A 13,148-nucleotide genomic window follows, 5' to 3' on the forward strand; every position below is an offset into this window, starting at 1 on the left:
CTGTTCACTTCACACTCTGATCGGCCATGCCCTCGATCTCCTCCTGGGAGAAAGCAAGCAGCAGCAGGCGCTCGCCTCGCGGGAGCCGCCAAAAATCTCCGGGACGAAGGTGATGCCGGACCCACAGATGATACAGCATCGTCGTCATTCCCCCGGAGCCGATCAGTTTTTTAGGTCAGCAATCTCAACCCCGAAGCCGGACAGCTCCAGCACTTTATCGCCTACGGCGTCCAGTTCTCCGGCCAGCAGCATGCGGCGGACCGCCTGCTCACCGCCCGACAGCTTCAAGCGGCTCGTAATCCGCGGATCGCCCCAGCCGCTCAGCGTCAAGCCCTTCACCGACAAACTGCTCGTCGCTTCGGAGATGAGCAGCGCATTAAAGGTTTCGGTATCCACCTTCTCATCCACCGCACCCTTCACCGTACGGCGAACCGTGCAGCGCTCGCGGATGCTGTCCACCTTGCTTGAAGTCAAGCCCTGCAGCACCATCTGCATATCCAGCCGCTTAATGCGCACCGTTTCCTCAGGCAGCTTCTCTGCCGCTTCAAACAGACTGTCCAAAATTTGCTCTTCGCTCATGTTCTCGTGCAAGCTCATGCGTATATCTCCTTTACTCATAAAATAGTAGCCCTAAACTTAGCGGGGACGTTCGCCCGAACCAGACACGCCATGCCGGGCGAAGCCCCGCTTATTGACCGCTCTCAAACCGTGCTTAAGGCATACAGCCTTAATCCCCCTGAATCGGATCCAACAGCTCGTACCCCTCAAAGGTAAACGAGGTTTCCTCCTGCACTTCCTCGCCGGCCGTCCAATTGGCCAGCTGGATTTTGTCCGGCATGCAGCGGATCAGGCGAACGCGCTCATGGCCGTAGGATTCGGGATCGTCCAGCTTGGAGATGATATCGAATTTGGTGAAGCCGCGGGAGATCATATCGGAAGTGACCTTGTACCCGCTCATCGTGCCGGTTCCTTTTTTGCTGCCGTTTTTGTGCACCGTCCAGTCGTTGCCGACCAGCTTCAGCTCGCGCTTCTCCAATTCCACGCTGGCTTCCAGCTTATTAATGTGCGTCTGCCAGACCCCGTCAATATATGCCTGGCCGTATGTCCCCATAATGACTCTTGAAGCATCCAACATGTTAAGTTCCTCCTCGATTTCGATAAGTTTATAAGAAAAACGTTTATGGACATGCATCCACAGAAGACAGTCCGGTTCTCATCTTAAATAAGCTGATCGACGTTCTCGTTATTGCACGTAAAACGTGCCGAACAGCTGCTCCATCACGTCGGTCAGCTTCACGTTCCATTGCAGGAAGACCTGGTCCGGTTCCGGCGTGTTCACGGCGGAGTCGCCATAGTAGGCCGGATCGAGAATGACGTCATAACCATCCGGCTCGATGACATTGCTCAACGACAACGAAGCGAGGTATTCCTTCACGGCGCCGATCAGCGCGAGTCGGCCTTCCTCGGTGTTGTTCACCTTGCCGATGTAGGTCTGTTCCGCGGCCAGCTGCAAATCCGCATGGATCGCATCCATCACGCGGATGGAACGGATTTTTTTCCAGGCATTGTTTTGGCCTTCCGCCGGATTCACCAGCGTGTTGATGCCGCGCAGCGCCTTGACCTGACGACCGTCGTAGAACAGGACGAACACGCCGTTGCGTACGGCCTGCTCCTGCTCGGAGCGAGTCCAGCGGCGGGTCACATCCTCGAACGGCGTTACCGCGTATGTAGCGGATTGGTTCAAGCGTTGACCGGCAATAAGCCCGGCCACGTAAGCAGCCGTCTGCGCGGAACTGTAGTTCACGCCGGACAGACGCACGCCCGTACCCACATTGATGATCCCTTCATGGTTCAATGCAAGGGACCGGTCTGCAGCCAGTTTGGCTGCATCCTTGGAGATGTCGTCCGCCGCGCTTCCGCCGAATACGGCCATCACGCCGCGTCCTTCTTGACGGAGACGCTTTACCCAGGCCGCAAAGCTCTGCAGCAGAGCCATATCCGCAGCGTAATCCAAGGCGAGTACGTTAAATTCCTGGCCTTCGACTGCATCCAACATCTCGATATAATCTGCATTCGTCATGCCGCCGTTGCCGCTCGTGCCTCCGGACAGCGCGGCTCCGTTCACGTCAGCGGGAACGCCGGACGTTTCCAGTGCAATTGCCGTCACCCAGAGGTTCTCGGCATCTTCGTTGATCTGCGCCGCCATCGACGCGGCGGATCCGTCCGGGCTGGAATAGGTGCCAAGCAGCTTGGCGCCTTCATAGAGGCGAAGCTCGCGTGCGGCCGGGTCGATCAGCGACGGCTGCACCGTTACGGAGAAGCCGTTGCCGCGGCTGCCCGGGTATTTGGCCTGAAGCTTCAGCACGTCCGAAGGCGCAGCTTCCGCGTTTTGAAGCGTCACGCTAGCCGCTGCCGCCGTGTTGTCCGCCAAACGATAAGCCAGCAGCTTTTTCGGACCGCCGAGCAAGGCCAGATAAAGCGTCTCGTAAGCGGTAGCGCCATCCTGGCTATCTGCGGAATACAGCTCGGAAATCGCGAACTCGCTCCCGATTTCCACGAACTCCCGCACCGGTCCCCAATTGGCTTTGACCGGCACGACGACCGTACCGCGACTGCCGCCCTGAACAGCCGACGCGGCTGCAGCCTTGAAATTCATATACAAACCCGGCAGTACCGGTTTATTCGTGCTTTCCCATGTTCCACCTGCCATGATTAGACCACCTTCGCTTTCATGAATTGTTGGATTCTTTCTTTGACCTCGGTTACCGTGAACTGCTCTCCGTCTGCCCCATACATGGCACCTGCGAGCACTTCCGCCCGAACCTGGAACAGTTCATGGGCGTGTGCTTCAAGTTCTGCCAAGGCATATCGGGAAGCGCTGCTCCCGCTAGCTTCGGATTTGAGTGTTTTTTTCACAGCCATACTGGCCACCTCACTTTAAGATAGGATGAATGTTAACGCGCCTGATCAAGGCGGCTTCCTCCGGCGAACGGTTCTTCCGCTGGGCCAGGGTCAGCTTCAGCTGACCGTCCAGAATGGGATCGGCCTGCATATCGGAGGAAATTTCCGCAACGGATAAATAACGGCGTTCCTGTAAGTCCAGAACCAGCTGGACCTGGGTGCCTAGCTCCTCCACCAGCCTTGCAGCCGTGAGCTGCTCGTCCGCGGAATCCAGGGAGGCGATATGACCGATAAAGGTTTTGCGGACCTCGAACATCGAAGCTCCCGCCATTCGGGTCTCGCAGCCGGTCATCCGCCATAATACGGCGTGATCCTCCCGCCCCGCAGGCCATGCCGTATGGTAGATGCGCCAAGGACCACCCAGCATATCACCTGTCCAGGCTGTCAGCGTATTCAGCCATTCATCCGGCTGTCCGACGGAGCCTGTCCCGGATGCCTGCGGCATATAGATCCCGAATCGCAAGACCCGGATCAGGTTGCCTGAAACAGGATCAAGCTTGTCGGCCTCCGGAACACCCAAATAATGAAGCTTGAATGCATTGCCCTCCGCTCCGGAAACCCGCTTGCGATGAAGTCCCTGAATGAGTAAATCCGCCCATCGATCCAATTGCGGCAGATCGGAACGATCCCCATGCAGCTTCAATCGCACCACCTGCCGGTACCCGGCCCATGAGGATTTCCAGACGTCCTCGCCGAGCGTGATCACGGCATATAGCGGTTCGCTTACCCCGTCCGGCGGATGCACGTCATATACATGGCCGTCAAGCTCCGGAATGAGGAATGCAACGGCCTGTTTGACCGCCCCTCTCATTCCGCGGTTTGCCGGACGCTCTCCGGTCGGCCATAGGACAGCCAGCTGCTCAGAACGATCACATGCTTGTGCAATATGACCCCCTCCTTTCTTTTCGTATAAAGAATCGGAAATGAGACGCCCCAGGCATCAACCGCAGCAAAAAACCGGTCCTTCTCAAGGCCGGCTCACATCGACTGTGTGTGTGTTCGGTACGCTCTGTTTTGCTTCATTTCCGATAATACAATCTTACACCCCTAAATCGGATGCGCTGACGCCTTATGGGACGGTTCATGCTGAACTTTAAGCGGAATGTCGGCGGAAAATAGTACGAACCTATGTTCGTATTTATAGTTGATTTCCCAGTCTTAACTTGCTTTTCCCGTGAAATGCTGCCTTCTATATTAGGAATAAAAAACCGGAGGACCTCCATTATGAGGTCCTCCGGTTTTGCTCGATGTGATGATCCATGCTCGCGTTTGTTAGCTCATTTTGCTCTTGGCGGCTTTCTCCAATTCCTGCAGCTTCAGCAGTCCTCTGTCCGCCAAGGCCAAGGCCAATTTATAAAAAGCCCGGGTGCGGATCTTCGTGTATGTGTCCTTGCTGACCGGCGGCTCAAGGATATGGTTGTACACTTTGTAATCGAATACGTCGTCCTGCTTCATGTACCGTTCCCGAATCAGGATCTGCTCCCGCTCGCCAAGCCGTTCCACGATCGATTCGATCGTTTCGCAATACTGCTTCCTGGCCGCCGGCATATCTACATTATATATGGCAACCGCTGCCGTCTGGTCCGAGGTGACGTTGGTCGGCCCGTGGAACCGTTCCGTGTAGGATGCGGTCAAGCTCATCTCCCTGACTTCGAATGTAATGGTTTTATAGATGCGATATTTTTCGAATATCGCTTCAACGGCGCTTTGGGTCTTTCTGCGATCCAATTCCGGTAACAATGGATTCATTCGGAAACACTCCCCTTTGATTGTCATGGTCAAGCTACATTTTGCCATTTGGCAGAAGTCGGTCTTCATTCTATGTTCGTATGTTGTTCGTATTTTTCATTAATATACCACTATTTGGAGACCGGCGTAAACCTTCAAATGCACGAACTAAATAGAGGTATATGGGACATCCCTCTCGTTTTCTTGCCTTTTGGCAATGATGCTCTCTTTTATTTTACCTGTTGGCAAAGGATGGGGGTGCGTTTATACTATAAGTAGATGTTTCAGATGGACTATGGTGAGGAGTGGCCGGAACGTGGAACGCATATTTGGATCGTACTTGAAAGAGATGAGGGAGAACAAAGGCTGGAGCATCAATCAGCTGGCCCAGGCCGCCGACATCAGCGGATCGCAGATCTCGCGGATCGAGAATGGGCTGCGGGGCATACCCAAGCCGCAAACGCTGCGCAAAATGGCGGAGGCGCTCGAGGTTCCCTATGAAGAGCTGATGAACAAAGCAGGTTATCTGCAGCAGGATGCCGCCAAGCACGAAGAGATACCGGCTCCCGCTTGGGCAACCTCCAGGGATAAACGGGATTTCAAGAAAATGCTCGAGGATGACGGCGAGCTCATGTTTGACGGGGTCCCTCTGAGCGGGGAGGACAAGCAGCGCATCAAGGACGTCTTGACCGGACTGTTCTGGGAAGCCAAGCAGATGAACAAACGCAAGAAATAAATCCACATGCATAAGGAGATACATAACGATTCTTACGATTCAACCAAAACCAATATTGCAGGTGAACTGCCATGGATGATCATTTACAACCTTTAATCCGTCAGCTGATCAAAAAACATCACACCAACTGCCCCTTTGAAATAGCGGCTTCCTTGGGCATACATATTCGGTTCGCGGATTTAGGCCAGACGACCAAAGGACTGTATTTCCGTAAACTAAGACGGAGATTCATCGTCATCCACAATCAGCTGCCGCCGCCGTGGCAGCGCTTCGTATGCGCGCATGAGCTGGGGCATGACCGTCTTCATAAGGGAATCAGCCGTTTTTTTCTGGAGGAGCATTCCTATTTCAGCCCGGGCAAACTGGAGCGGCAAGCAAACCGCTTTGCCATTGCCCTGTTGACCGCAGGTCTCGTGCCCGGAGCGGGAGAGTCCCTGCACGAATTCTACCTGAGAGCCGGCATTCCGCAAGAAATGCTATATTTTTTTAGATTTTAGACGAACATACGTTCCTTAATAGCGTTCATTCGACCATCGATGGGCAAAAAAGAACCCGCCTTTGGCTTGTCGCCAAAAGCGGGCTGCTGGGGAAGCCAATGCTTCCATTAGATAAGAAATTATCCGTGAGGAAGGCAGAGAGACTTCGGTCCGTTTAACTGCGCTCATAACGGTTCAAAGATGGCAACCTGCCGCTTGCCAATCTTCAGATGCTGAATTCTTTTAAACCGGTCATGCTTTAATTTCTGGCCTTTGTCGGAAATGACGGCAACCACCGAACGGGCAGGGTCCAGGATTGCATGTATGCCGTTAAAAAAATCCTCCACCGGCGCCTGGCTTCCGCCGCTCCAGCTAACCATGTCCCCGTAAGGGAGATCGGTCATGACGATCTGGGTCCCCTTGCAGGGGGCCAGGCTTTCCTCCGGTTGGGGCTCGGTGATGTCGGCTTGAAAACAAACCGCTTCTTCCAAACGGGACATTCTTATCAGCTCCCTCAGTCGGTCAGCGCTTTCCAGCGCATCCTGGTGGGATGGCTTATGATAGAGCGCGAGCAGCTCTTTCAGCTGTTCAGTGCGTTGTTCCAGCCCCTCTTCACGGAGCAGCGACAGGTTCTTCCCGGCGATGCCGAGCACCTCCGCGTTAATGTCCGAGCCGATCATGCGGCGAATGCGCCGCCCGTGCAGAAGGCCCACCACCGTCAACAGATACGCCCCGCCGCAGCAGGGATCGTATAAGGTATATGGCCCTTGTACGCCTTTTTCCTCTAATATATGAAAGCACCGCTGGGCAATCTCGCTAGCCAGCCTGACGGGAAACGACGTCGTTCCCTGCGCATTATACAGCACCCGGCCGCTGGCGAAATCCTCGTAGCTGCGCTGGGCTGATTCATAGATATATTCCATTCGAACGATTCCTTCCATCCGGCTAAAGCCTGAGTAGTTTCCAATGATTCCTCATACAGATTAACATCCCTTGGCCATATCTCAAAATCCGGTTCCGGCTCCCTGCTCACAGTTTCAACGAACGGTTTACCTTTCCCTTCGATAAGACCAAAGGTCGGTTCGGCACGCGTAAAACCGCAATAATGTCGCGGTGGAAGCATGATCACAGCTAACAGAAGCTTCAAAACCTCTCTCGATCCGACCATAAAAAGCCCCTGAACGCAGGGCTTGTATGCTATAATTTGGGAAGTATAATATATCGGCTAATAAGGGCGGTCGGCTAATCTCCCCAGGATGGGAGGTGATGCCATGGAAGTATACCAAACATTGACGCTAATGATCTCGTTCGCGACGCTGGTGGTGTTAATACTTTCGTTCCATAAGAAAAACCGTCTATCGACGTACATTCACAGAAGACAGACCGCGTTTAGAGGACGTTTTTCTTGCGATTATCGAATGAGTTCAGCTTCGCTGAAAACTTATAAATTCTATAATCTTAAAAAGAAATAGACCGCCCTTGGTCAGGATCACGGTCTATTTCTGATCGGATTTCCTATAGTAAGGCCGCTCTTATAGCGGTACGTTGTACGCCGGGATCGTGTTCGCGCACGGTCCCTTTTACATTCTATACACATTATAACGGAGTTTATTCACAAATGCCAAGCCTGGCTTGAAAAATCGCGCGCATGATCGTCTCCTGCCGCCTCTACTTATCCAGATGGGACATATAATCAAACGCCGTCGTGCCGTACACGTTCTTGAAATGCCGGTTCAAATGGGCAAGATCCGTGAAGCCGCATTGGGTCACGGCTTGATATACATCCCGGCTGTCCTCGATCAGATGCTTGGCACGCTCCACTTTGCAGTTCAAATAATACTGGTAGGGCGACAGCCCCGTATTCGCTTTGAAGGTACGGATGAACTGATACTTCGACATCCCGAACTCCCCGCTCAATTCGTCCAAACGGAGGACATGCTCCAGATGATCGTGCATCATGTCTTTCGCCTTCCGCGTAAATACGCTGTCCTTCCGGCTGTCCGGGTTCAGAATATCCTCGTTAAAATGCGCCGCCAGGCCCAGCAGCAGCTCGCTGCTCTTAGCCTCCGGCTGACCCGTGAAGATCGACCTCGTCACATTGAGAATGCTCTGCCGCAGTCCGGCATGATATACGATCGGAGATTGGAACCGCACGATATCCTTTTTCTGAGTCAATTCCAGAAAGAGCTCCGGGTGAATATAGATCATCACATAGTCGATGCCCGTTCGTTCCTGGGACCAGCCGTCATGATTCTGCTCCGGATGGAACAGCATGACCCCGCTTTGGTAAGAAGCCTGCTGGCTGCCGTCAAGGGAGTACTTCTGTATGCCGCGCAGCGTAACGCCGAGGGCATACTCTTCGTGGTAATGCTTCTTGTATTTGAAATCCGTCAGGCTCGCGGATAATGCGGTGATGCCCACCGCTTTTTTATAAATAAACTGCTCCATCTTCCTTCACCCCTTTATGAGCTCCGGTATGCCGGATACGACGATGGCCGAATACAGCAGAAACAAAGCCAGGATCGTGTTGGTCGTCCTCCGATATTTTTGCATAATTCCTTGAAAAAGGCTACCGCACACGGCCCAGGTCATATACGCGGACAGCCCGATTAACGAAACCGCCACAACGAACGCCGAAATGACGGGGCCTGCCGTATAATGCGGCATCACGTAGCTGGGAATGACCGTCAGCGTGAACATTACCACCTTCGGATTGAGAAACTGCATCAGAAATCCAGACGTAAAAGAAGCCGTTTGGTTAACGCCGGACTTGGATACGTCCATATTATACACTTGATACGCAAGATACAGCATGAACAGGCAGCCGGCTACCCGCATGATCGGCAGAATGATCGGCATGCCGGAGGACAGCAGCTGGCCTAATACGACCGAAGCGGCGATTAATAAGAAAAAAGCGATGGAGGCACCGGCGATGTAGCGCAAGGTCTTCTTCATGCCGGAGTTCTGAACCGAAGACAGAATGACGATATTGGACGGTCCCGGCGAGAAGGCCACGATAAAACAATAAATAAAAAACGAAGACAGGTTCATGATGATAGCTCCTAACAAAGGAATTTCCTTTGTCATTATAGAGCCGGACGCGAAGCGGGGCATAGTACATTATTGCAGCAGAACAAGAGCCGTAATGAGTACGGCCCTTGAGCGAAAATCATTTCATGACACCGCCCCTCAATGACCGGACTGGTGCGTCTTCGGTTGCTCCTGCGCATGCGCGCTCCCGGATAAATTGAGCAGCACGACCCCTGCGATGATCAGCAGAATCGAGAAAACTGTCTTTCTTTCATATCCGATATATCAAATGATCCCGGCGTGTTTTCGATCGATTCGTCTCGTCATCCAATATTGAAATAACGTTGTTATAAGGATTACTGATTGGTATTTTGATTCTCAGTTGGGTAAACAAAAGATCTCCGATGAAAAATCCCAACGAGTTCCATAAATAGAGCGAAACAGCGCCGAGTACAATAATCAAAGCGCCGGAAAACGCATTGCAGGCCACTTCGATGCTTGATAGCAATGGAGAACAAGGAGTTTCCTTGCGTAAGCAGCTTCTTATCAAGGATTTTGGGAAGCCCCGACATTTGAGCCGGATAAAACCACATGTTCAGCGTCATTAGTATCGGCGTAATGGCAAGCACTAAACCGACCGTCAAAAAGCCGAAATAATGCGCCACAGGCACAATGAGCAGCAGCAGGGCCTAAAGAGAGCTGGGTATATACCAGCAGCCCCCGCAGCGGAACACGGTCGATCATGGGACCGGAAAACAATTGAATGATCATTCTTTGTTAATATTACACGCATCATCCAACCCGGAAGCCTTTTGAAAGGTCGCTGCGCGAATCATGCGGCTTATGCAGCAGTTCATCGGCGCGGACGCATTCATACCCTTGGATATGGACCGTGTCAATCACTTCCTCAAGGCTTGCGATCATTCTGCTTGGGGCATCAGGCTCCGCCCCCCAAGTATCTCCGCTGTCATGCAGCAAAATAATCGAGCCAGGCTCAAGCTGATCCAAGATCCGTTCTTTGAGCGGTTTGTTCTTGCTCCCCTTGCCCCAATCCCACCCCATGATCGACCACAGCACGATCCGGTATTTTCGCAAAGCAAATAAATCGCCTAAATTCAAAATCCCCCATGGAGGACGGTAAAATGCCGGGCGCTCGCCCGTGATTCGTTCGATGATATCGGCAGACCGGTGGACATGCTTATTCCGGATATGGCGCGGACTCATTAGCCAATTGGGAAGATGGGAATAGTTGTGAATCCCGATTTGATGCCCTTCCATGTGGATGCGTTTCATAAGCTCCGGGTATCGCTCCGCTTTGCTGCCCAGTACAAAAAAGGTCACCTTGATCCTTTTTTTCTTGAGAAGATCCAGCAGTTTAGGAGTATGCAGCGGGTCTGGGCCATCATCAAAGGTAAAAGCGATCTGCCGGCCACGCCGACCGCGCAGGGTTACTCCAAATCCCCAGATCCGTGTGATAACATATGGAATGATCATATAGATAAAGACAAACATCAGCAGCAGATTCAGCATCACCATACTCATGCCGTTTCCTTAGAATAACGCAAAAGCAATGATTTTCTGGTCAGCATCAGCATTTTGGGCACAAGCTTGGGAGCATTTTTCTTTGTGCGTTCCCGGCCCACCGGATGCAGCACCTTGAGTAAAAGCCGCAAATAATAAGTAGAGAACAGTCGAAACCCCTTGGATTCCAGCGGATGCAGCTCAAAACCGAGCCCGTGAATAATACCGCGGTGCAACAGCGTTATTCCAGTCAAAGCTTTGACCTGCGCAAGCTCCGGTTCCGTCTCCATCGCCTCGCTAATTTGCGTGATCGATCTCCGCAGCATTCTTGCGGTCAAAAGTGCGGCCCGGTCAGCCCCCAGCTCTTTGGAAAGCTCCAATACCTGCCGGTTGTCCAAATGGAGTTCACCGACCCAATCTCCCGAATAAATCCACTCTCCGTCCTGGCACTTCAGGTTTTTTCCATGATGCCGGCGGATGACCAGCTTGCAAATCCCGTATCTTTTTAGTCCGGCGCTGCGCAGTTTCGTGATTTGATCAAAAACCGCTTCCCAAGCCATCCATACCGACTGAGCGCTTGCCTTCGTAATGGTAGCTAACATGTTCATTATCGGTCACATCTTTCCTTTTCATTTTTGAATCGGTCTTCTGCAGTTAGACCTCGCCTTTATTCCCTGCAGGAAGGCATTTGTTTAGTTAGATCGCGGAAAACCAGAAACCCATGCCATTATTTTAAAAAATGATTCTATCTTTTCCCTTTCTTGTTTCTTAATGTTTTCTTAAGTCTTAATACTGGGGATATGTACTGAAGTCTGGCGGAAAATACGCGCACCAACAAAGGCATCATGCCCAGCCTGATCGCTTTTTTATCCGAGATGGATATGCACTGCAAAATTGCCGGAGCTAAGCCAGGCCGAATTCCCCTGAGATGAACACCAAATTGATGTAGGTATCTCCGTAAAAAAGCACCCTTCTTTCAGGCGAAGCTGCCGTTAAGAAGAGTGCTTTTTTAGTTAAGCTACGTCCGTCTTATCTACGTTACGGAACGAGAGATAAGCAATCAGGAGACCGATAACTCCCAAGATCAACGGTATCGTAATATTTGTGCTAAGCGAAAGGCCCTGGGTGTTGTTGCTGACTAAGACCACGATAATGATCGAGGATACGATCGTTGTCGGTACGGATTTTTTTCGCATCCCGAAGAATAAAGGAATGAGGCTGAGGCACGCTGCTGACAATGTTTGGATCAACAATTGGATCCCCGTATGCAGTAGTACGCCGGCCTCCGGTTTTCCCGGAATAAACTGAAAATGGCTGTTCAGAGCCAGAATGGATATACAGATTATAAAAGTCGAGATGAGCATCGCTCCAAACGTAAGAGCCAGAGCCAGCAGCATTTTCGCCATGATCAGTTTTTTACGCTCGACCGGGTACGTAAACAATAAGCTGATCGTTTTATTTTTGTATTCCTCAATAATAAATCTGCTTAGCAAGACTGAAGCAAACACGATAAATATCGCACGGCAAAGTAGCCCCGCTATCGATAACGCATCGACGAAACTCGCGAATGCAGGACCTCCGCCCCTCTCCGTGTAGGCTATATCGGCGAGACTCCCGAATGCAGGATCTCCGCCCCCCTCCGTGTAGGCTATAAGACACATGAAACCGGCGCATAGGATCGTTGCAATAACCGCCCCTCTGTAAAACCAGGCTAACTTCTGCTTTTTCATCTCCATACGGATCAGCTTAAGCATACTGCTCACCTCCGCTAATCTGATGCATAAAATACTCCTCAAGCGAAGTATGCTTATGGTTTATCGATTCAATCGCCACATCATTCAGTACCAGCGCCTTGGTCAATTCCTGCTGCGTAAATTTGGACTCGTAAATGCGTATGGCTGAATCACCGACGATTTTGAAATTGCTGACTTTCAACTGATCTTCCAGTACAAATAAAGCTTGTTTGCATTGTGGGGTCACAATTTCGATATAATCTGTGTTTTCGCTGCGCATCTCATCCATAGACACTTCACGGATAAATTTACCGCCCTGAAGAATGCCGATCGTATCTGCAACTTGTTCGATCTCACCCAGCAAATGGCTGGAGACCAGCAGCGTCATCCGGTACTCCTTGCTCAACATGCTCAGCAAACTTCTAAAATCCTTAATCCCGACCGGATCAAGTCCATTGATTGGTTCATCCAGAATGAGCAGCTCGGGTTTGGTTATAATGGCGCGGGCCATGCCCAGGCGCTGCTTCATGCCAAGCGAAAATTCGGATACCGATTTGCCTTGGATGGAAGTTAGATTAACCATCTCAAGTGCCTCGTTAATTGCATGTTTGTTATAATAACCCATATATTCCGCATGCATCTCCAGATTTTCAATCGCCGTCATTTTATCGTAAAAAATCGGATACTCGATGATGCTGCCAATGCGTTTAAACATTTCAACCGATGAAGGCGTAAGCTTCTCTCCGAATATTTCAATTTCACCGCTGGTTGGTTTGACCAGATTCAGCATCATTTTCATTAGCGTTGTTTTACCGGCTCCGTTTGGACCGAGCAGTCCGTAAATCTGCCCCTGCTTGATATTCATACTGACGTCAGAGACAACATCTTTGCCTTTATAGGTTTTGCTGACATGGCGGGTACTGATGACATAACTCATTATATTTGCCCCTCTCACTTATCTCT

At 51.5% G+C, this 13,148-nt stretch carries 17 protein-coding genes; 3 read left to right on the forward strand and 14 right to left on the reverse strand.

Annotation, left to right across the window (positions count from 1 at the left end; genetic code table 11):
* Nucleotides 1-4: 4 nt before the first annotated feature.
* The 7 genes from M1D70_RS26480 to M1D70_RS26510 all read right to left on the reverse strand — a co-directional run bounded on the left by M1D70_RS26480 (nt 5) and on the right by M1D70_RS26510 (nt 4,710).
* The gene (locus M1D70_RS26480) at nt 5-148 is read right to left on the reverse strand and encodes a hypothetical protein (RefSeq protein ID WP_456290523.1); all 144 of its coding nucleotides are present in this window, start codon (nt 146-148) and stop codon (nt 5-7) included.
* Between the two features lie 14 nt (nt 149-162).
* Nucleotides 163-597 (reverse strand): phage tail assembly chaperone, encoded by a 435-nt coding sequence (locus M1D70_RS26485; RefSeq protein ID WP_009594601.1) that lies wholly within the window; start codon nt 595-597, stop codon nt 163-165.
* 130 nt (nt 598-727) lie between these two features.
* A complete protein-coding gene (locus M1D70_RS26490; protein WP_009594594.1) occupies nt 728-1,135 on the reverse strand; it encodes a phage tail tube protein in 408 nt (135 codons plus the stop codon).
* Between the two features lie 108 nt (nt 1,136-1,243).
* The gene (locus tag M1D70_RS26495) at nt 1,244-2,710 is read right to left on the reverse strand and encodes a phage tail sheath family protein (RefSeq protein WP_456288402.1); all 1,467 of its coding nucleotides are present in this window, start codon (nt 2,708-2,710) and stop codon (nt 1,244-1,246) included.
* A 2-nt stretch (nt 2,711-2,712) separates the two neighbouring features.
* Nucleotides 2,713-2,922 carry a hypothetical protein gene (locus M1D70_RS26500; protein ID WP_009594564.1) on the reverse strand — a complete coding sequence of 70 codons (210 nt, stop codon included), beginning with the start codon at nt 2,920-2,922 and terminating at the stop codon, nt 2,713-2,715.
* A 10-nt stretch (nt 2,923-2,932) separates the two neighbouring features.
* Nucleotides 2,933-3,772: a hypothetical protein gene (locus M1D70_RS26505; protein WP_456288403.1), complete on the reverse strand. Its 840-nt coding sequence runs from the start codon at nt 3,770-3,772 to the stop codon at nt 2,933-2,935.
* A 461-nt stretch (nt 3,773-4,233) separates the two neighbouring features.
* On the reverse strand, nt 4,234-4,710 hold the full coding sequence (locus M1D70_RS26510) for an ArpU family phage packaging/lysis transcriptional regulator (RefSeq protein WP_456288404.1): 477 nt from the start codon (nt 4,708-4,710) through the stop codon (nt 4,234-4,236).
* Nucleotides 4,711-5,005: 295 nt separating this feature from the next.
* Between M1D70_RS26510 and M1D70_RS26515 the strand changes: the two genes are divergently transcribed.
* A complete protein-coding gene (locus M1D70_RS26515; protein WP_009594555.1) occupies nt 5,006-5,425 on the forward strand; it encodes a helix-turn-helix domain-containing protein in 420 nt (139 codons plus the stop codon).
* Nucleotides 5,426-5,496: 71 nt separating this feature from the next.
* On the forward strand, nt 5,497-5,922 hold the full coding sequence (locus M1D70_RS26520; RefSeq protein ID WP_456288405.1) for an ImmA/IrrE family metallo-endopeptidase: 426 nt from the start codon (nt 5,497-5,499) through the stop codon (nt 5,920-5,922).
* 164 nt (nt 5,923-6,086) lie between these two features.
* Here M1D70_RS26520 and M1D70_RS26525 read toward each other — a convergent pair whose 3' ends face one another.
* Nucleotides 6,087-6,842, reverse strand: a complete 756-nt coding sequence (locus M1D70_RS26525) for a hypothetical protein (RefSeq protein ID WP_456288406.1) — start codon at nt 6,840-6,842, stop codon at nt 6,087-6,089.
* 357 nt (nt 6,843-7,199) lie between these two features.
* Here M1D70_RS26525 and M1D70_RS26530 point away from each other — a divergent pair, with 357 nt between their 5' ends.
* Nucleotides 7,200-7,373, forward strand: a complete 174-nt coding sequence (locus M1D70_RS26530; RefSeq protein ID WP_456290505.1) for a hypothetical protein — start codon at nt 7,200-7,202, stop codon at nt 7,371-7,373.
* 196 nt (nt 7,374-7,569) lie between these two features.
* Here the strand turns inward: M1D70_RS26530 and M1D70_RS26535 are convergent, their stop codons facing one another.
* The 6 genes from M1D70_RS26535 to M1D70_RS26560 all read right to left on the reverse strand — a co-directional run bounded on the left by M1D70_RS26535 (nt 7,570) and on the right by M1D70_RS26560 (nt 13,122).
* Complete coding sequence (locus M1D70_RS26535; protein ID WP_456288407.1) at nt 7,570-8,349, reverse strand: helix-turn-helix domain-containing protein; 780 nt, start codon at nt 8,347-8,349, stop codon at nt 7,570-7,572.
* Nucleotides 8,350-8,355: 6 nt separating this feature from the next.
* Entirely contained in the window at nt 8,356-8,952 is a 597-nt protein-coding gene (locus tag M1D70_RS26540) for a LysE family translocator (protein WP_009594608.1), read from the reverse strand.
* 771 nt (nt 8,953-9,723) lie between these two features.
* The gene (locus tag M1D70_RS26545; protein ID WP_009594593.1) at nt 9,724-10,473 is read right to left on the reverse strand and encodes a polysaccharide deacetylase family protein; all 750 of its coding nucleotides are present in this window, start codon (nt 10,471-10,473) and stop codon (nt 9,724-9,726) included.
* Entirely contained in the window at nt 10,470-11,060 is a 591-nt protein-coding gene (locus M1D70_RS26550; protein ID WP_009594563.1) for a YkoP family protein, read from the reverse strand. Before M1D70_RS26550 ends, M1D70_RS26545 begins: the two co-directional genes overlap by 4 nt.
* A 405-nt stretch (nt 11,061-11,465) precedes the next feature.
* Nucleotides 11,466-12,206 (reverse strand): ABC transporter permease, encoded by a 741-nt coding sequence (locus tag M1D70_RS26555; RefSeq protein ID WP_456288408.1) that lies wholly within the window; start codon nt 12,204-12,206, stop codon nt 11,466-11,468.
* The gene (locus M1D70_RS26560) at nt 12,199-13,122 is read right to left on the reverse strand and encodes an ATP-binding cassette domain-containing protein (RefSeq protein WP_433941388.1); all 924 of its coding nucleotides are present in this window, start codon (nt 13,120-13,122) and stop codon (nt 12,199-12,201) included. The genes M1D70_RS26555 and M1D70_RS26560 overlap by 8 nt, the downstream gene beginning before the upstream one ends.
* Between the last annotated feature and the right edge of the window lie 26 nt (nt 13,123-13,148).

Source organism: Paenibacillus sp. AK002, from assembly GCF_053903045.1.

Bases quoted from the DNA above. Each gene is read 5' to 3' on its own strand.
- M1D70_RS26480 (WP_456290523.1), bottom strand. From the start codon at position 148: ATGACGACGATGCTGTATCATCTGTGGGTCCGGCATCACCTTCGTCCC.
- M1D70_RS26485 (WP_009594601.1), bottom strand. From the start codon at position 597: ATGAGCTTGCACGAGAACATGAGCGAAGAGCAAATTTTGGACAGTCTG.
- M1D70_RS26490 (WP_009594594.1), bottom strand. From the start codon at position 1,135: ATGTTGGATGCTTCAAGAGTCATTATGGGGACATACGGCCAGGCATAT.
- M1D70_RS26495 (WP_456288402.1), bottom strand. From the start codon at position 2,710: ATGGCAGGTGGAACATGGGAAAGCACGAATAAACCGGTACTGCCGGGT.
- M1D70_RS26500 (WP_009594564.1), bottom strand. From the start codon at position 2,922: ATGGCTGTGAAAAAAACACTCAAATCCGAAGCTAGCGGGAGCAGCGCT.
- M1D70_RS26505 (WP_456288403.1), bottom strand. From the start codon at position 3,772: ATGAGAGGGGCGGTCAAACAGGCCGTTGCATTCCTCATTCCGGAGCTT.
- M1D70_RS26510 (WP_456288404.1), bottom strand. From the start codon at position 4,710: ATGAATCCATTGTTACCGGAATTGGATCGCAGAAAGACCCAAAGCGCC.
- M1D70_RS26520 (WP_456288405.1), top strand. From the start codon at position 5,497: ATGGATGATCATTTACAACCTTTAATCCGTCAGCTGATCAAAAAACAT.
- M1D70_RS26525 (WP_456288406.1), bottom strand. From the start codon at position 6,842: ATGGAAGGAATCGTTCGAATGGAATATATCTATGAATCAGCCCAGCGC.
- M1D70_RS26530 (WP_456290505.1), top strand. From the start codon at position 7,200: ATGATCTCGTTCGCGACGCTGGTGGTGTTAATACTTTCGTTCCATAAG.
- M1D70_RS26535 (WP_456288407.1), bottom strand. From the start codon at position 8,349: ATGGAGCAGTTTATTTATAAAAAAGCGGTGGGCATCACCGCATTATCC.
- M1D70_RS26540 (WP_009594608.1), bottom strand. From the start codon at position 8,952: ATGAACCTGTCTTCGTTTTTTATTTATTGTTTTATCGTGGCCTTCTCG.
- M1D70_RS26545 (WP_009594593.1), bottom strand. From the start codon at position 10,473: ATGAGTATGGTGATGCTGAATCTGCTGCTGATGTTTGTCTTTATCTAT.
- M1D70_RS26550 (WP_009594563.1), bottom strand. From the start codon at position 11,060: ATGAACATGTTAGCTACCATTACGAAGGCAAGCGCTCAGTCGGTATGG.
- M1D70_RS26555 (WP_456288408.1), bottom strand. From the start codon at position 12,206: ATGCTTAAGCTGATCCGTATGGAGATGAAAAAGCAGAAGTTAGCCTGG.
- M1D70_RS26560 (WP_433941388.1), bottom strand. From the start codon at position 13,122: ATGAGTTATGTCATCAGTACCCGCCATGTCAGCAAAACCTATAAAGGC.